At 64.2% G+C, this 18,712-nt stretch carries 14 protein-coding genes; all 14 read right to left on the bottom strand.

Annotated features, from left to right (window positions below):
- Positions 1-166: 166 nt before the first annotated feature.
- The 14 genes from ligA to mraY all read right to left on the bottom strand — a co-directional run bounded on the left by ligA (position 167) and on the right by mraY (position 18,690).
- Positions 167-2,320, bottom strand: a complete 2,154-nt coding sequence (gene ligA / locus ACVJNE_RS14550; RefSeq protein WP_499566659.1) for an NAD-dependent DNA ligase LigA — start codon at positions 2,318-2,320, stop codon at positions 167-169.
- Positions 2,321-2,388: 68 nt separating this feature from the next.
- Entirely contained in the window at positions 2,389-4,062 is a 1,674-nt protein-coding gene (gene recN / locus ACVJNE_RS14545) for a DNA repair protein RecN (protein WP_499566657.1), read from the bottom strand.
- 22 nt (positions 4,063-4,084) lie between these two features.
- A complete protein-coding gene (locus ACVJNE_RS14540) occupies positions 4,085-4,918 on the bottom strand; it encodes an outer membrane protein assembly factor BamD (RefSeq protein WP_173192162.1) in 834 nt (277 codons plus the stop codon).
- Positions 4,919-5,178: 260 nt separating this feature from the next.
- Positions 5,179-6,129, bottom strand: coding sequence for a UDP-3-O-acyl-N-acetylglucosamine deacetylase (gene lpxC, locus ACVJNE_RS14535; protein ID WP_499566655.1), 951 nt, complete (start codon positions 6,127-6,129; stop codon positions 5,179-5,181).
- 316 nt (positions 6,130-6,445) lie between these two features.
- Positions 6,446-8,113, bottom strand: coding sequence for a cell division protein FtsZ (ftsZ, locus tag ACVJNE_RS14530; protein ID WP_499566653.1), 1,668 nt, complete (start codon positions 8,111-8,113; stop codon positions 6,446-6,448).
- A 65-nt stretch (positions 8,114-8,178) separates the two neighbouring features.
- Complete coding sequence (gene ftsA, locus ACVJNE_RS14525; RefSeq protein ID WP_368804410.1) at positions 8,179-9,492, bottom strand: cell division protein FtsA; 1,314 nt, start codon at positions 9,490-9,492, stop codon at positions 8,179-8,181.
- Complete coding sequence (locus ACVJNE_RS14520) at positions 9,489-10,424, bottom strand: cell division protein FtsQ/DivIB (protein WP_499566651.1); 936 nt, start codon at positions 10,422-10,424, stop codon at positions 9,489-9,491. The genes ftsA and ACVJNE_RS14520 overlap by 4 nt, the downstream gene beginning before the upstream one ends.
- Positions 10,412-11,338 (bottom strand): D-alanine--D-alanine ligase, encoded by a 927-nt coding sequence (locus ACVJNE_RS14515; protein ID WP_421925862.1) that lies wholly within the window; start codon positions 11,336-11,338, stop codon positions 10,412-10,414. Before ACVJNE_RS14515 ends, ACVJNE_RS14520 begins: the two co-directional genes overlap by 13 nt.
- A 224-nt stretch (positions 11,339-11,562) precedes the next feature.
- The gene (murB, locus tag ACVJNE_RS14510; RefSeq protein WP_499566649.1) at positions 11,563-12,528 is read right to left on the bottom strand and encodes a UDP-N-acetylmuramate dehydrogenase; all 966 of its coding nucleotides are present in this window, start codon (positions 12,526-12,528) and stop codon (positions 11,563-11,565) included.
- A complete protein-coding gene (gene murC, locus ACVJNE_RS14505) occupies positions 12,525-13,928 on the bottom strand; it encodes a UDP-N-acetylmuramate--L-alanine ligase (RefSeq protein WP_499566647.1) in 1,404 nt (467 codons plus the stop codon). Before murC ends, murB begins: the two co-directional genes overlap by 4 nt.
- Complete coding sequence (murG, locus tag ACVJNE_RS14500) at positions 13,925-15,049, bottom strand: undecaprenyldiphospho-muramoylpentapeptide beta-N-acetylglucosaminyltransferase (protein ID WP_499566645.1); 1,125 nt, start codon at positions 15,047-15,049, stop codon at positions 13,925-13,927. The genes murC and murG overlap by 4 nt, the downstream gene beginning before the upstream one ends.
- Positions 15,050-16,204, bottom strand: a complete 1,155-nt coding sequence (gene ftsW / locus ACVJNE_RS14495; protein WP_368804407.1) for a putative lipid II flippase FtsW — start codon at positions 16,202-16,204, stop codon at positions 15,050-15,052.
- Positions 16,204-17,604, bottom strand: coding sequence for a UDP-N-acetylmuramoyl-L-alanine--D-glutamate ligase (gene murD, locus ACVJNE_RS14490; protein ID WP_499566643.1), 1,401 nt, complete (start codon positions 17,602-17,604; stop codon positions 16,204-16,206). The genes ftsW and murD overlap by 1 nt, the downstream gene beginning before the upstream one ends.
- A gap of 3 nt (positions 17,605-17,607) precedes the next feature.
- Complete coding sequence (gene mraY / locus ACVJNE_RS14485) at positions 17,608-18,690, bottom strand: phospho-N-acetylmuramoyl-pentapeptide-transferase (RefSeq protein ID WP_368804405.1); 1,083 nt, start codon at positions 18,688-18,690, stop codon at positions 17,608-17,610.
- Positions 18,691-18,712 lie beyond the last annotated feature (22 nt).

Below are 18,712 nucleotides of genomic sequence, written 5' to 3'. Positions count from 1 at the left end.
GAAGCTTCCGCCAGCAAAGGCGAACGCACCGCTGAGGGTTTCCGGATCGCGTTCGCGATGCCGACTTTCCTAAAGGGTTCATCTGGCGGATGACGCATCAACGAAGCTGAGCAATCGGGAGAAACTTTTTCGCATCACCGGTCCCTGCCTCGCGCACTGAAACAGCCTATTGCCCCACCCGCTCGAACCAGGCGTCCTCGTCGATCACCTCGATGCCGAGTTCGGTCGCCTGCTTCAGCTTGGAGCCCGCGCCCGGCCCGGCGACGACAAGATCGGTCTTCTTGGAGACCGAACCGGCAACCTTGGCGCCGAGCCGTTCGGCCATGGCCTTAGCTTCGTCGCGCGACATACGCTCGAGCGCGCCGGTAAAGACGACGGTCTTCCCGGCCACCGGAGACGAGATATCGCCCACGGGTTCCTCGTCCAATGGCGTCACCTCGGCGAGCAGTGCATCCACGGCTTCGTTGTTGTGCGCTTCGGCAAAGAACTCCACCAGCGCCTCGGCCACGACGGAGCCGATGCCGTTGATCCCGACCAGCTCCTGCCAGGCGGCATTGCCGGGGTCGCCCTTGCCTTCGGGCATCACCGCCTCGCTGGCGCCTGCGCGCAGGGCCTCAAACGACAGATAGTGCCGCGCCAGCCGCTTGGCGTTGGTCTCGCCGATGTGGCGCACGCCGAGCGCGAACAGGAACCGCGACAGCGCGACCTGTCGCCGCTCGTCGATGGCTGCGTAGAGCTTGCGTACGGACACGGCGCCGAAACCTTCGACATTCTCCAGCTTGGTCAGCGAGCCGTCCTGCCGCGCCTTGAGCGTAAAGATGTCGGCCGGGGTGCGTATGCGCAGTGAAGCGTCTTCGTGGTTGAAGAAGAACTCGATCTGCTTTTCGCCCAGGCCTTCGATGTCGAACGCGTTGCGCGACACGAAATGCCGGATGCGCTCCACGGCCTGCGCCGGACAGACGAGCCCTCCCGTGCAGCGGCGCACGGCCTCCCCTTCCTCGCGCACCGCATGGCTGCCGCACGCCGGGCAACGGTCGGGGAATACGTAAGGTTGCGCATCGGACGGGCGCTTCTCGGGCACGATGTCGAGGATTTGAGGGATGACGTCGCCGGCCCTCTGCACCAGCACGGTGTCGCCGACGCGGATGTCCCTGCCCTCGCGGATCGGTTGCCCATCATTGCCGATGCCGCGAATGTAGTCCTCGTTGTGCAGCGTCGCGTTGGTTACGACGACACCGCCGACTGTCACCGGTTCGAGCCGCGCCACGGGCGTCAGCGCACCGGTGCGGCCGACCTGTATCTCGATCGCGCGCAGCACCGTCGTCGCCTTCTCGGCGGGGAACTTGTGCGCGGTCGCCCAGCGCGGGCTGCGCGAGCGGAAACCGAGCCGTTCCTGAAGGTCGAGCCGGTCGACCTTGTAGACGACGCCATCGATGTCATAAGGCAGGCTCGCCCGCTCGGCCTCGATTGTGCGATAGTGCGCCAGCATCTCCTCGACCGATCGGCAGATGCCCATATGGTCGTTGATCCGGAACCCCCACGAGCCCAGCCGCCTCACGGCTTCGAACTGCGTTTCCGCCAGCGGCGCACTCGTCTCGCCCCACGCATAGGCGAAGAACCTCAGCGGCCGCTTGCGGGTGTTCTCCGGATCCTTCTGGCGTAGGCTGCCGGCGGCGAAATTGCGCGGATTGGCGAAGACGCGGCCGGCCTCTTCCGCCATGCGCTCGTTAAGCGCCAGGAAGTCGTCGCGCCGCATATAGACCTCGCCGCGCACCTCCACCACATCCGGCGCGTCATCCGGCAACCGTTGCGGCACCTCGTCGAGCGTGCGGATATTGGCGGTGACGTTCTCGCCGGTCGAGCCGTCGCCACGCGTGGCCGCCGTCACCAGCTCGCGATTCTCGTAGCGCAGTGACATCGACAGGCCGTCGATTTTCGGCTCGGCGGTGAATGCCAGCTCGCCCTCCGCCGGCAGAGCCAGGAACCGGCGCACGGAAGCAACGAAGTCGCGCACGTCCTCGTCGGAAAAGACGTTGTCCAGCGACAGCATCGGCTTTGCGTGGACGACCTGCCCGAACGCACCGGAGGGGGCTGCGCCAACAGCAGCGGATGGCGAATCCTCGCGCATCAGCTCGGGAAAGGCCGCCTCTATCTCCGCATTGCGCAAGCGCAGGGCGTCGTACTCGGCATCCGAGATCGTCGGCGCATCCTCGCCATGATAGCGCCTGTCATGTTCGGCGATGTCGGCGGCAAGTGCTGCCAATTCCTCTGCGGCCTCCTCGGCGGAAAGGTCTTCGACGGGCTTTGGGGAACGGGGCATGACGAGAATCCGGGCTGCGGCAGGTGCGATACACTAGCGTGGCCGACGCGGTGCTCAAGAGCCCCGTGTCAGGAGACCACGGCGTTTTCGCGCAGAAGTCGCTCGGCAGCAGCGCGGGCTTCATCGGTGATGGTCGCGCCGGCAAGCATGCGCGCGATCTCTTCCTGCCTGTCGGGCCGCCCAAGCGCCGCGACGCCGGTCGCGACCTTGTCGGCCCCGCCCGACTTTGAGATCAGGTAGTGCGTGCCCGCCCGGGCTGCGACCTGCGGCGCATGGGTGACGGAAAGCACCTGGATATGGCTTGCCAGCCGGGCGAGCCGCTGCCCGATCGCATCGGCAACCGCACCGCCTACGCCGGTATCGATCTCGTCGAAGACGAGCGTGGGTGCCGAACCGCGATCGGCCAGCGCGACCTTCAGCGCCAGCAGGAACCGTGAAAGCTCACCGCCGGAAGCGACCTTCATGATCGGTCCCGCACGCGTGCCGGGATTGGTGCGCACCCAGAACTCGATCTGGTCTATGCCGGCTTCCGTACGGTCCTCCGGCTCCGAATTGATTTCGACGATGAATTCCGCGCGCTCCAGTTTGAGTGCGGGCAGTTCTTTCATCACCGAGCGCGCCAGCGCTTCAGCCGTTCCCTTGCGCAGTTCGGACAGGTGCGCCGCTGCTTCGTCGTAGGCGGCGCGGGTCGCAACCGCGTCCTTCTCCAGCCCGGCAAGTCGCTCCTCGCCCGCATCGAGATCGGTCAGGTCGGCTGCCATGGCGTCGCGCAGTGCCGCCAGATCGTCGACGGCAACGGAATGCTTGCGGGCAACGGCCCGCAGCGCGAACAGCCGCTCCTCGGCATCTTCCAGCGCCTTGGGATCGAACTCGGCTGCCCTCAGCGCGGCATCAACCGCCTCCTGCGTGGCATCGAGCGAAATCAGCGCTTCGTCCAACGTCCTGATGATCTCGTCCAGCAGGCCAGGCGCGGCCTCGGCCTTGCGCTGCAGCCGTCGCAGCAAGCTTGCCAATTGCGGAACCGAGGAATTCGGCCCCGAAAGCACGTCCTGAGCGTCCGAAATGTCGGAGGCGATCTTCTCCGCGTGCATCATGGCCGCGCGGCGCTCAGCCAGTTCGGTCTCCTCGCCGGGCTGCGGCTCGAGACGCGAAAGCTCTTCGACCGACGCGCGCAGATAGTCCGCCTCGCGCGCGGCAGCCTCGACCTTTGCGCGATGGCTGACAAGCGCTTGCTCCGCTGCACGCCATGTGCGCCACGCTCGGGCGACCGACTGCGCCGCGCCGACATGCCCGCCGAACGCGTCCAGCAGGTCGCGATGGGCCGCCACATCCACCAATGCGCGATCGTCGTGCTGGCCATGAATTTCGACCAGCGCGCGGCCGATCTGGCGCAGCAGCGTGACGCTTGTCGGTTGATCGTTGACGAACACCCGGCTGCGGCCGTCCGCCGACTGACTGCGGCGCAGGATCAGATCGCCGTCGTCATCGAGCCCGTTCTCGCGCAGGAGTTCACGCGCCGGGTGGTTTTGGGGAACATCGAAGATCGCGATGACATTGCCCTGCCCCGCCCCGTTGCGGACCAGCGAGGCATCGCCGCGCGCACCAAGCGCGAGCGACAGGGCATCGAGCAGGATCGACTTGCCGGCGCCGGTCTCGCCGGTCAGCACCGAGAGGCCGGTCGAAAAATCAATGTCGAGCCGTTCGATCAGTACGATATCGCGGATCGACAGGTGGGCGAGCATCTAGCCTCTGGCGAAGTCTGGATCAGCTTCTGGCGTTACCGCCGAGCAGCGAGCCGGCCCGGCTGAGCCAGGACTCCTGATTCTCGCGCGGCGAGAGACCACCCGATTGCAGAAGCGCGTAGGAATCCTTATACCACTGGCTCTCGGGATAGTTGTGGCCGAGAACGGCGGCAGCCGTCTGCGCCTCGGAAGCGAGTCCCATGGCGTAATAGGTCTCCGTCAGACGCGCCAGCGACTCCTCGACGTGGCGGGTATCGGAATAGACCTCGACGACATTGCGGAACCGCTTGACGGCGGCGATGTACTCACGACGCTCGAGGTAATAGCGGCCGATCTGCATTTCCTTGCCGGCGAGTTGGTCGCGGGCAAACCGGATCTTGGCCTTGGCGTCCTCGACATATTCAGACTCCGGCCACCGGTCGATCACTTCCTGCATCGCTTCAAGCGCGCGGCGCGATTCCTTCTGGTCGCGGGTGACGTCGCGAATCTGCCGGAAATAGGACAGGCCCACGATGTACTGCGCGTACGCAGCATCGTCAGTGGTGGGATAAAGCGAAACGTAGCGCTGACCGGCGGTCACGGCCTCTTCGTAGTTACCCTGGCGGTACTGGGCGAAGGCATTCATGACCATCGCCTTGCGGGCCTGCTCCGAATAGGGGTGCTGACGGTCCACCGCCTCGAACTTCTTTCCGGCTTCGCTCAGCCGGCCAGCCTCGAGGTTCGCAAGACCCTGGTTGTAAAGGGTATCGGCCGGTTCAACACTCTCGACATATGCCGCGAGGTCGACGTCGCGATCGCTGGCGCAGGCCGAGACAAGCAGCGGCAGCGCAATGGCAGACACGACCAGCCCGACCATACGGGGGCGCCTGTCGCAAGCGGCTCTCCGGAAATCATTCATACGGGTGTTCGCCCCTCTGGCGTTCAGTAACCTGGCAACGCATCGACGCTCTGCGAAAATTGCAATCGTCTCGCGGCCCGATGCTCGAATGTCGCGGCAGTCATAATTCAACTACCGTCCCTCGGCAACGTTCTTGCCCTGCAATGGCACTTTTTTGTGGCGATCAGATGTTACCGTCGCTGCAATGCACAGCCGGATAACGGCCCGTCGGTGAGCTGTCAGATAGCCCAGGGAGCGTAAACCGGCGCGTTGACGGCAATCATCTCCGCCTTGCGGCCGCTTTCCCGGCGACCTGTTTCGACGATCTCGAATGCCGAGCGATCCGAAAGCAGCCGCCGCAGTGCGGTCGCATTCAGCCGGTGCCCGCCACGATAGGACCGGAAGCAGCCGATGAAACGCGCGCCCGCAAGCGCCAGGTCGCCCATCGCATCCAGCATCTTGTGGCGCACGAATTCGTCGGAATAGCGCAGGCCTTCCATGTTGATGACGCGATCGTCATCGCCGATCACCACGGAATTCTCGAGCGACGAGCCCAGCGCGTAGCCGGCGGCCCAAAGACGCTCGACATCCTTCATGAAGCCGAAGGTGCGCGCCCGCGCAATGTCCTTGCGGAACAGGTCCGGCGTGACGTTCGCCGCATAGAACTGCCGGCCGATGGCCGGGCTGTCGAAATCGATCTCGATTTCGAAGCGGGTTCCGTCGTGGGGGCGAAACTCGGCCCAGGACGCGCCGCTCTCGATGCGAACAGGCTTCACGATGCGGATATAGCGGCGCTTGACCGCCTGCTGCTTGATCCCGACCTGATCGAACGCCTCCACGAACGGACCGGCGCTGCCGTCGAGCACGGGAACCTCGTTCCCATCGATCTCGATGGCCAGATTGTCGATACGCAGGGAAGACAGCGCGGCCAGCAGATGCTCGACAGTCGCGACATGAACACCGGCAGGATCGCCGAGGATCGTGCTCAAGTCCGTACCGCCCACTTCCGCCACCAGTGCCCGCATTTCCACTGTCTCGCCATTGCCGAGAACGCGCGTGAATACGATGCCGGTGTCAGGGTCTGCCGGGCTGAAGTGAATGGAAACGGTTTTTCCGCTGTGTACACCCGTGCCGGATAACGACACGCGCGAATTGAGCGTGGTCTGGTAGTCGTGCAAGTCGATCCCCATAGGCCCGTCCCGGTTACGCCCGCTATATCGGCATTCCGATTGCGGCTCTTCTCACCGGTCGGCGGATTCTCATCCCCACGAATCCCCTGACCGTAACGCTTGGTCGAGAAGATAAAGTTCCGGACCGGAGAGTCCAAATCACGGTTTCTTACCTTCTGTTACGCGAGAGCGCGATTTCACTCTGAGCTTTAACCCTTTGTTATCATTTTGCCTTTGACGGCAAAAGGCGAGTGCGTCAGCACTCGCCTGTAACAATGCGTTACCGCAATGAAAGAGCCTTGAAGGTGGCCGGGCGGCGAACCGCCCGGAACCTTTGCTAGTTGGCCTGCCGGCGCAGGAATGCCGGAATTTCGAGCTGGTCGTCATCCTGCGGTCCACGCGGCTGAACCGAGAGCCGGCCCTGGTCGTCGAGCTGGCCACGGCGCGGCGCATAGGCCTGCGTGTCGCTCATCTGCGGACGGCGCTGCTCCGGCTGGCGCAGGCGCGGCTCGCGAGGCTGTGCCGGCTGAAGGCGTGCAGGCTCGTCTTCACGGCGACCTGCCGAGAGCCCCTGGGTCAGGCGCTTTAGCAAGCCCATCGGACCGCGCTCTTCGCCGTCATGTGCATGCGGAGCCTCCAGTTCAGCCCGCACGACCGGCGGAAAATCCTCGACGCGCGGCATGCGCGGCTGGACGGGTGCGGCCATCTGAGGCGCGGGGGCATGCTCAGCCACCGGTGCCGGACGCATCTGTACGGGCTGCTGCACCGCTTGCGGAGCGGCAGCTTCGGGAGCCGGCTGCGCGAACAGCTTGCTCTGCGGGCGGAACTCCTGCTCGGCGGCGGCACGGGGAGCCGTGGCAGCCATTTCGGCGTTCATTTCCGCGATGCGGATAGCTTCGGCAACGGGATCGGCAGCACGCGGCGCTTCGGCCTGCACCGGCGCCGGCTGCGCCGGACGAACCTCGACCGGACGCTGTTGCTGCTGGACCGGCTTCTGCGGCTGGCGCACGGCAATCGGCGGCATGTTGATGTCCGCAGCCGACTTGTCGATGCCCGTGGCGACGACCGAGACGCGGATGACGCCTTCCAGTTCCTCGTCGAACGTGGCGCCGAGGATGATGTTGGCATCCTGGTCCACTTCTTCCCGGATGCGGGTTGCTGCTTCGTCAACCTCGAACAGCGTAAGGTCACGACCACCAGTGATGGAGATCAGCAGGCCCTTCGCGCCCTTCATCGAGGTTTCGTCAAGCAGCGGGTTGGCGATCGCCGCTTCGGCGGCTGCCATTGCGCGGCCTTCGCCGGACGCTTCGCCGGTGCCCATCATCGCCTTGCCCATCTCGCGCATCACCGAGCGAACGTCGGCAAAATCGAGATTGATCAGGCCTTCCTTGACCATCAGGTCGGTGATGCAGGCAACACCGGAATAAAGCACCTGGTCGGCCATCGCGAAGGCGTCGGCGAAGGTGGTCTTGTCGTTGGCGATGCGGAAGAGGTTCTGGTTGGGAATGACGATGAGCGTATCGACGCTCTTCTGCAGTTCCTCGATGCCCATATCCGCCGTCTTCATGCGGCGCTGGCCTTCGAAGTGGAACGGCTTGGTCACGACGCCAACCGTCAGGATACCCTTCTCGCGGGCAGCGCGTGCCACGACCGGGGCTGCACCCGTACCCGTGCCGCCGCCCATGCCGGCAGTGACGAAGCACATATGCGTGTTGGAGAGGTGGTCGACGATCTCGTCGATGCACTCTTCAGCGGCTGCACGCCCCACTTCCGGCTGCGAGCCGGCGCCCAGACCCTCGGTCACGTGCGCGCCGAGCTGGATCAGCCGGTCTGCCTTCGACTGGGTGAGCGCCTGTGCATCAGTGTTGGCAACGACAAAGTCGACGCCACGCAGACCGGCGGTGATCATGTTGTTGACGGCATTGCCGCCACCACCACCAACACCGAACACGGTGATACGCGGCTTGAGTTCGGTAATGTCCGGCTTCTGCAGATTGATGCTCATTTTCCTCGTCCTTTTCGCCTTTCCCGCCGCTTCGCCGCCGCGGCTGCGTGGGGCTATCCCCGCTGTTAGAAACTATCTTTGAACCACTGACTGACACGATGGAGCCTGCCACCGGTACCGGTGCCCTTGAAACGCAGGACACCCCCCTTTCCGTACCGGCTCTCGGCTTCCGCGACCTGCGGATAAATCAGCAGGCCTACCGTCGTCGCGAATGCCGGCCCCTTGGCCGCTTCCGGCAGACCGGTAACGCCAAGTGGGCGCCCCAGCCTTACATTGCGCGCGAGAATGCGCCGCGCCGCTTCCGGCAGACCCGAAAGCTGGCTGGCACCGCCTGTAAGCACCACGCGTTTGCCGACCACGCCGCCGAAACCGGACTTGTTCAGCCGATCCCGCACGATCTCGAGAGTCTCCTCGATCCGGGCGCGGATGATCTTGTTCATCACGGAGCGCGGCGCGTGCTGCGGCATGTCGCCATCGTCCGGGCCGATCGGCTGGATCGTCACCATGTCGCGGTCGTCGTCGACCGCCGGCAGGGCCGAACCGTGCATCACCTTCAGTCGCTCTGCATGTTCGCGGCCGGTCGAAAGTCCCCGTGCCAGATCCATTGTGACGTGCCCGCCGCCGATCGGCAGCACTTCGGCATGAACGAACTTGCCCTCGGCGAAAATCGAGATGGTTGTCGTGCCGCCACCCATGTCGATGCAGGCGGCACCCATTTCGGCCTCGTCGTCGACCAGCGCCGACAGGCCGCTTGCATAAGGCGTGGCAACCATGCGCTCGACCGACAGGTGCGAGCGATTGACGCAAAGCTCGAGATTGCGCAGTGGCGCGGAGTCGGCGGTCAGCACATGCATGTCGACGCCCAGCACGTCGCCGATCATGCCACGCGGATCGCGAATCCCGCGCTCGGCATCGAGCGAGAAGCCGACGGGCAGCGAATGCACGACCTCGCGCTCCGCGCGCAGCGCTTGCTTGGCGCCTGCGGTCAGGACACGCCGGATGTCGCCCTCGCCCGCTTCATGGCCGCCAAGATTGACCGAGGACGAGAAGATCGTGCTCTTCATCCGCCCGGCAGACATGTTCACGAACAGCGACTCGACCGTCAGCCCGGCCATGCGCTCGGCCGCATCCACCGCCAGCCGGATCGACTGCTCGGCGCGATCCAGGTCGATGATCGTGCCGGACTTCACACCCTGCGATTTCTGGTGGCCGATGCCGATGACCTTCACCTTGTGGGTGCGACCGGGCAGGCGCTCACTTTCTTCGCAAGGCTTAAGCCGACCGATGACGCAGCACACCTTCGTGGAGCCGACATCCAATACGGTGACGATGCCGGAGCGACCGGCCGTCGAATCCTTTTGTCCACCGAGCCAGCTCATATGCGTCGCTCCGTAGGACGGTAGTTTTTGCCGAGGCGTTCCTTGAGCGCCGCTTCCCGCGCTGTCGCCGCATCCGGCGTCAGCTTGACCACGAGCCGGTCCGCAAAGCGCATATCGACAGTTTCGATGTCCCGCGACAGCAGACCATAGCGATGGTCGAGTGCCAGCAGATCGCGCAGCGCATCGTCCTCGCCGCGCTCTGGAAGCTTTACGGTCATGCCGTTTTCGAGGCGCAGATCCCAGCGCCGCTCCGAAACACGCACATAGCCACGCACACGCGCCGCGAGATCGGGATAGGCCGCCACCTTGGCGACGAAACCGGCCGCAGGCTCCTCGGCGCCGACACCGACAACCAGCGGCAACGCGCGATAGCGCGCACCCGAAAGCGGCGCGATCGTCCGGCCGTCGCTTTCAATCAGCGAAAGGCGGCTGCCCTGCTGCCAGATCGCGAACGGCTCGCGCTCAACGATCTTCACCTCGAGCGTCGACGGGTAAATCTTGCGAACCGACGCCTCCTCGACCCACGGCAGGCTGGCGATCCGATCCCGCGCGTCCTGCACATCGAACCCGACCAGCGAGGTCCAGCCATCCAGTCCGACGCGGTCGAAGATATCGATCTCGGAGGTCTCGCGATTTCCGCTCACGCGAATCTCGTCGATCGCAAAGCCGGTACGCGCGGTAACCGCCTGGATAACGGTCGGCATGTGACCGCCGAGCACGGCACCGTAGAGTGAAAACGAGCCGACGACGGCGGCTGCAAGCATGGTCATGGTATAGGGTGGCGCCTCGATCTCGCCGGAGACGAAACGCGAGAACGCGCGCGCAGGCTTGCGCAGCCAGCGCGGAAGGACATACCCGCCGGATACAGGCGCAAGCCGCCCGCGCACTCCAGCGATGGCCGTCCTACCGTGTCCTGACGTCAACGCAAACAAGAAGCGTCCTCCACCATCCAACTCAGAAGCTCACCAAACCCATGACCCGCCTCAGCGGCAATTTCAGGCACCAGCGACGTCGGCGTCATTCCCGGCTGCGTGTTCACTTCCAGCCAGATCAGTTCGCCATTTTCCGAATGGCGATCGTCGTAACGGAAGTCCGATCGAGAGACGCCACGGCAGCCAATCGCTTGATGTGCCTTCAACGCCAGTGTCTGTATTTTTTGGTAAATAATTGGTGAAACTTTTGCGGGGCATTCGTGTTTTGAGCCGCCGGCGACATATTTTGCGTCGTAATCGTAGAAGGTGTGGCCGACGGGTATGATCTCGGTGACGCCGAGCGCCACATCACCCATCACCGCGCAGGTCAGCTCGCGTCCGTGGATGTATCGCTCGACCATCACCGTATCGCCGTAACGCCAGTCCGAAGAGCCGATCACCTGCGGCGGATGCGACTGATCCTCCTGGACGATGACCACACCGAAGCTGGACCCCTCCTTGACCGGCTTGACGACATAGGGCGGCTTCATCGGATGCTTGTTGCCGATGTCGAAGCGGTTCATGACCTTGGCCTCGGCCACCGGAATGCCCGCCGCCTTGGCAACCCGCTTCGCCCGTTCCTTGTCCATGGCAAGAGCAGACGCGAGCACGCCGGAATGGGTATAGGGAATTTCGAGATATTCGAGGATGCCCTGGATGGTGCCATCCTCGCCGAAAGGACCATGAAGCGCATTGAAGACCACGTCTGGCCGAAGTTCAGCCAGAACGCTGGAAACGTCACGCGTCACGTCGATACGGGTAACCTTATACCCCTCACCCTCAAGCGCATCTGCGCACGCATTGCCTGAAGAGAGCGAAACCGGCCGTTCGGCCGAAAACCCGCCTAACAGAACGGCCACATGCTTCTTTGCCATGCCCGCAGATCCCCTCTTGAGCCGGGCCGCATTCGTGTTTCGCCAAGTTTGAGTCCGAGTCTTCCGGCGACAAGGGTTCGCCAGCGTCCGCACGCTCGACTCAAATCAGGAAACGATTCTGACCCCAAGGAATCAGAGGATTGATTCCGTGACAAGCCCTTGAGATTCGAAGCGATTCACTTTTTGAAACAGAACCCCTTCAACGGGGTCGAAAATAGTGCGCGCTAAAGCAGCTGCCCCAGGAAAGGCTGCACTTCGCGACCGGACTTGAAATCGCCGATACGCTTGATTTCCCATTCGAGGCGGATGCCTGAATGCTCGAGCACACGGGCGCGCACGGTCTCGCCGAGAAACTCCAGGTCGTAGCCCGTCGCAGACCCGGTGTTGATCATGAAATTGCAGTGCATTGGCGACATCTGCGCGCCGCCGATCATCAGCCCGCGGCATCCAGCCTTGTCGACTTCCTTCCAGGCCGAGGTGCCTTCGGGGTTCTTGAAGGTGGAACCGCCGGTCTTCTCGCGAATCGGTTGCACCGTCTCGCGATGGGTCTGCACCGCATCCATCGCCGCCTTGATCGCCTCGCGATCCTCCGGGTAGCCCTCGAACTCCGCCCCGACGAAAATCAGGTCCGATGCCGCAGACGAATGGCGATAGGCGTAGCCCATCTCCGCATTGCTGAACTCATGCGCATTGCCCTGCCGGTCGAGCGCGCGCACGGACACAACGCGCTCGCGGGTCTCGACGCCGTTGGCGCCGGCATTCATCCGCAGCGCACCGCCGATCGCGCCAGGTATGCCGTGATAGAAATGAAAGCCGCCGAGCCCCGCCTCCAGCGCTGCGGCCGCCACACGTTTGTCGGGCGTCGCTGCGCCGGCACGAAGCCGATTCGCGCCGATCGCCTCGACACTGCCGAAGCCCTTTGCGGAAAGGCGAATTACGACCCCGCGAATCCCGCCTTCGCGGACGAGCAGATTGGAGCCGATGCCAACCACGGTGACGTGAACGTCCTGCGGTAACCCCTTCAGAAAGACCGACAGGTCCTCTTCGTCGGCCGGCTGGAACAGCAGGTCCGCAGCACCACCGGCGCGAAACCACGTGATGGCGTCCATCGGCGCATCCGGCGTCAGCCGGCCGCGCACGGTGCCGGCCAGATCGCCAAGCCGCTTGAGAAGAGCTGCACCGGTCGTCATGACGCCCCTTCCAGTTCCTTCGGAAGCGCGTATGCCCACTGCGTGATGTTGCCGGCTCCCAGGAGCACGACGAAATCGCCTTCGCGCGCCAGCTCACGCACCAGTGGCGCGATCGCCTCAGGGCCGTCGATATGACGGGCATCGCGATGACCGCCGGCACGAATGCGCGAAACCAGCGCCTCCGAGCTGACACCCTCTATGGCATCTTCGCCCGCCGCATAGACCGGCGCGAGCAGGACCGTGTCGGCATCGTTGAAGCAGGCTGCGAAATCGTCGAACAGGTCGCGCAGGCGGGTGAACCGGTGCGGCTGGGCCACCGCGATCACACGCCCCTTGCATGCCTCGCGGGCCGCCCTCAGCACCGCCTTGATCTCCACCGGATGGTGCCCGTAGTCGTCGAATATCTCGACGCCGTTCCACGAACCCGTGTGGGTGAAACGACGCTTGACGCCGCCGAAGGACGACAGGCCGCGCCGGATGTCATCGGCCGACAGCCCGAGCTCGTGTGCAACGGCAATTGCAGCTGTGGCGTTGGAAACGTTGTGACGGCCGGGCATCGGCAGCCGCAGGCCGGCAATCTCCTCCACCCCGCCCGTCTTGCGGTCGCGGATGGTCACGTCGAACACGGATGTCGCGCCGTCCATGTGCATGTTGGAAAAACGAATGTCGGCCTGCTTGTTTTCGCCATAGGTCACGACACGGCGATCCTCGATACGGCTCACCAGCGCCTGCACCTCGGGATGGTCGATGCACATGACGCCGAAGCCGTAGAACGGCACGTTCTCGACGAAGCTGGCGAACGCCTCGCGCACCTTGTCGAACGAGCCGTAATGGTCGAGATGCTCAGGATCGATATTGGTGACGACCGCGATGTCGGCAGGCAGCTTGAGGAAGGTGCCGTCGCTCTCATCGGCCTCCACCACCATCCAGTCGCCTCCGCCCATGCGGGCATTGGTGCCGTAGGCGTTGATGATACCGCCATTGACGACGGTCGGATCGAGCCCACCGGCATCGAGCAGCGTCGCCACCATGGATGTCGTTGTCGTCTTGCCGTGCGTGCCGCCGATGGCGATCGCGTTGCGGAAGCGCATCAGCTCGGCAAGCATCTCCGCGCGCCGCACGATCGGCAGCAGTTTTTCGCGGGCGGCGACAAGCTCGGGATTGTTCTTCTTCACTGCGGTGGACACGACCACGACCTCGGCCGCGCCAAGGTTCTCGGCCGCGTGGCCGACGAAGCAGGCGATGCCCTTGTCGCGCAGCCGCTGTACATTGGCGCTGTCGGCCTGGTCGGAGCCCTGCACCGAATAGCCGAGATTGTGCAGCACCTCGGCTATGCCGCTCATGCCGATACCGCCGATGCCAATGAAATGCACGACGCCGATTGTCTGCGGCATCTTCATGCCTGCATCCTTCCCTTGAACGCTTCGACGGATTCGCCGGAGGCAATAGCCTCTGCAAGGTCCGCAAGCAACCGCGTGGCGTCCGTTCGGCCCACCGACCCCGCGTCTGCAGCCATCTTCGAAAGCTTTTCCGGATCGTTGAGCAGGCCGGCCATGTCGTTTGCCAGGCTTGCCGCGTCGATCTCGTTCTGGCGCCGCATCAGCGCTCCACCCGCCTCGACCAGTATGCGCGCATTGTGGCCCTGGTCGTCGTCCAGCGCATGTGGCAACGGCACGAGAATTGATGGCCGCCCGAGCACCGACAGTTCCAGCACGGTCGAGGCACCGCCGCGCGCCACGACCAGATGCGCGGCAGCCATGTGGGCCGGCAGATCTGCGAAGAACGGCGACACCTCGGCCTGCACGCCGAGCTTCGCATAGGCCTCGCGCACGCGCGCCTCGTCTTCCGGCCGCGCCTGCTGGACGATGCGCAGGCGGGCTCGTAGCGCCTCGGGCAGCTTCGCCACGGCGTCGGGAACCGTATCGGAAAAGAACCGTGCGCCCTGGCTGCCGCCAAAGACAAGCAACCGTATGGGCTCATCTTCCGCTGGCGCCGCGAACGGCACCCGCGCTGCTTCCAGTACCGCGGAGCGGACGGGGTTGCCCACGGGTACGATCTTGCCCGCATAAGCCCCCTCGGGTTTCAGGAAGCCGCCGGCGATAGCCGTCACGCGACCAGCCAGCGCCTTGTTCGCCCTGCCCATCACAGCGTTCTGCTCGTGGACGATAGTCGGCAGTCCGCGCCGCGTGGCCGCCCACAGCGGTGGCAGCGTCGGATAGCCGCCAAAGCCGATCACCGCGTTGGGCGAAATGCGCGCCATGATCCGTCCGGCCTCGCGCGCACCCTGCCAGATAGTCCAGAAGGCCCTGGCGAGCGCAACAGGGTTTCTGGAGCCGATCGTCGCCGACGGGATGGTGTGGATTTCCGTAGCCGGAAACGAACCGGCATAGCGTTCGGCGCGACCGTCGGTTGCCAGATGCACCCCCCAGCCGCGCGCGATCAACTCATGCGCCAGCGCTTCGGCCGGAAACAGGTGTCCGCCCGTGCCGCCGGCCGATAGCAGAATAACGCCCTTCGCCATCTATTCTGCCGGCTGCACGGTGCGGATCAATGTGTGCGAGCCGATACGCATCCGTTTCTGCGGGTCCTTCCGGGTGAGCGCAAGCACCATGCCCATCGAAATCGCCACCGCGACGAGCGACGAACCGCCGTAGGAGATGAACGGCAGTGTCATGCCCTTCGCCGGAAGAAGCTGCAGGTTGACGCCCATGTTGATGATCGATTGGAGCCCGAACAGCACGACGAGGCCCGAAACCGCGTAACGCGAGAACTCGTCGCTCTCCTTCATCGAATGCGACAGGCCGCGTAGGACCACGAACGCAAAAAGCATGGCAATCAGCAAACAGACGATAAGGCCGAACTCCTCGCCGGCAACTGAGAAGACGAAGTCGGTGTGGCTATCCGGCAGGATGCGCTTGACGCTGCCCTCGCCCGGCCCCTGCCCGAGCCAGCCGCCGCGCACCAGCGCCTCGCGTCCCATGTCGACCTGGAAGGTGTCGCCCTCGCCGGTGACGAAACGGTCGATACGCGCGGCCACGTGCGGAAAGGTCGTGTAGGCCGCGACGCCGATACCCATCGCCGCACCACCCAAAACAGCGATCCAGAACCATGGCATGCCCGCCATGAAGAACATGACACCCCACGTCGCCAACACCAGCAGTGATTGTCCGAGATCGGGTTGCGCCACCAGCAGTGCCAGCACGAGGCCGAGAAGTATTATGGCGAAGAGATTGCCCGGAACGTCGGGCCGCCTTGCATGCTCGGAGAAGAGCCATGCGCAGATGATGACAAAGCCGGGTTTCATGTATTCGGAGGGCTGCACCGAGATGCCCAGGATATGAATCCAGCGTCGCGATCCCTTGATCTCGATGCCGAAGTAGAGCGCAGCAACCATCAGCACCAGCGAGCCGGCCAGCATGACAAGCGCCAGCCGACGCACCTGTCGCGCGTTGAGGAACGAGACGCCGATCATGATCACGACGGCCGGCAGCATGAACATCATCTGTCGCGTCACGAAGTGATAGCTGTCGAGACCGATCCGCTCGGCCACCGCAGGGCTGGCCGCGAAGGACAGGACGATACCGAGCCCCATAAGGGTCAGGAACGCGGCGAAGAACCATCGGTCGACCGTCCACCACCAGTTCGCGACGGGACCTCTGTCGATACGACTGACCATCAGCGTTTCCCTCCAAAAGGCACGATTCCATCAAGCGCGAGCACCGCCTCGCGGAAGGCATCGCCCCTGATTTCAAAGTTGCGGTATTGATCGAAGCTGGCGCAGGCGGGCGAAAGCAGCACCACCGCCTCGGCGGCATCGTCCCGCGCCGCGTCCTCGGCGGCATGCTGAAGCGCGGCGTCGAGCGTGCCGGATATTTCATAGGGCGCCGCATCACCGAGCGTTGCCGAAAACTGCGGCGCGGCCTCGCCGATCAGGTAGGCCTTCGCGACACGCGGGAAAAAGGAGCGCAGGCTGTCGATGCCGCCCTCCTTCGGCAGACCGCCGGCAATCCAGTAGATGCGCTGGAAACTCGAAAGAGCCGGGGCCGCCGCGTCGGCATTCGTCGCCTTGGAGTCGTTTACGAAGATTACGCGGCCGCGGCGGCCGACCTGCTCCATGCGATGCGCCAGCCCGGGGAAGCTTTCGAGCCCCGACTGGATTTCACCGAGGTCGAGCCCGACCTTCAGGCAGGCGGCGACCGCCGCCAGTGCGTTCTGCGCATTGTGCAGGCCACGCAGCGAGCCGATGCCTTCGAGGAAGCCAATGCGGCTGTATTGCCCGCGCACGGCCTCCATCAGATCGGTCCCATCGGCGAAATAGCCGTCCGTCAGCGGCAGGCGCTTGGAGATCCGGATCACCTCCTTGCCCACCCGCTCGAGGCGGTCGGCGATCTGCGCGCAATATGAATCGTCCACACCGATTATGGCGGTGTCGCTCCCCGCGACCAACCGCTCCTTGATCTCGGCATAGCGCTGCATCGTGCCGTGCCGGTCGAGATGGTCGGGCGTCAGGTTGAGCAGGATGCCCGCGCTGGGGTTCAGCGATGGCGCGAGTTCGATCTGGTAGGAAGAGCACTCGACGACGTGAAACCGGTCGCGAGCAGGCGGGTCGAGCGTCATCACCGCGCGACCGATATTGCCACCCATCTGGGCGTCACGGCCAGCGGCGGCGAGAATGTGGGCGATCAGCGCGGTGGTCGTCGACTTGCCGTTGGTGCCGGTGACCGCGATGAAGGGCGCATCGGGGCAGCGCGCGGCACGCTCGCGTGAAAACAGTTCGATGTCTCCGATGATCTCGACACTCGCCCCACGCGCAAGCTCGACGGTCCAGTGCGGCTTGGGATGAGTCAGCGGTACGCCGGGTGACAGCACGAACGATGCAAATTCCGACCAGTCGACCTCGCGCAGATTGGCGACGGTGATGCCTTCGCGCTCGGCACGCGCCACACTTTCGGGGTTGTCGTCCCACGCGATGACGGCAGCGCCACCCTCGGCAAGGGCGCGCGCAGTCGCGATCCCCGATCCGCCAAGACCGAAAAGGGCGACCTTGCGTCCGCCGAGTGTGGTGGCCGGAATCATCGACTACCTCAGCTTGAGCGTCGAAAGGCCGATGAGGGCCAGGATGACGGCGATGATCCAGAACCGGATAACCACCTGGCTCTCCGTCCAGCCAAGCTTCTCGAAATGATGGTGGATCGGCGCCATCAGGAAAACCCGCTTGCCGGTCAGCTTGAACCAGGCGACCTGAATGATCACCGACATGATCTCGACGACGAAAAGCCCGCCGATGATAGCCAGAACGATCTCGTGCTTCGCGGCCACGGCGACCGCGCCGATGAGCCCGCCCAGCGCCAGCGAGCCGGTATCGCCCATGAAGATCGCAGCGGGTGGCGCATTGAACCACAGGAAGCCGAGGCCGGCGCCGATGACGGCACCGAGCACGACGGAAAGCTCGCCGGTGCCGGGCGTGAAGTGGATCTGCAGATAGTCGGCGAAGACCGCGTTGCCGGCGAGATAAGCGATGACGCCGAAGGAGGCGGCCGCGACCATCACCGGCACGATCGCAAGCCCGTCCAGCCCGTCGGTCATGTTGACGGCGTTGCCGGCACCGACCATCACGAAGGCAGCGAACGGCACGAAGAAGATGCCGAGGTGGAGGACAAAGTCTTTGACGAAGGGAAAGGTCAGCGAAGATGAGAAAGGCTCGGTCCCGGTCCGCATGATGACGTATGCGGCGATGCCGGCGATGATGAACTCGATCAGCAGCCTTATCTTGCCCGAAAAACCAAGATGCGACTGCTTCGTGACCTTCAGATAGTCGTCATAGAAGCCGATCGCGCCGAAGCCCAGCGTCACCAGCATCACGACCCAGACGAGCGGGCTCGACAGATTGCCCCACAGCAACACCGAACCGATGATGCCGGTCAGCATCATGAGACCGCCCATCGTTGGCGTTCCGGCCTTCTTGAAATGCGTCTGTGGGCCATCGGCGCGGATCGGCTGCCCCCTGCCCTGGCGGATGCGCAGCGAATTGATGATCGCAGGCCCGAACATGAACACGATGAGCGCGGACGTGATCAACGCCCCGCCGGTGCGGAAGGTGATGTATCGAAAAACGTTGAAGGCCGAGAAATGATCGGCAAGTCCAACGAGCAGCAACAGCATTGGCGGCGTCCCCCGACGTCTC

The organism is Mesorhizobium sp. DxT (assembly GCF_058448885.1).
This window is presented reverse-complemented; position numbering and strand designations above follow the sequence as displayed.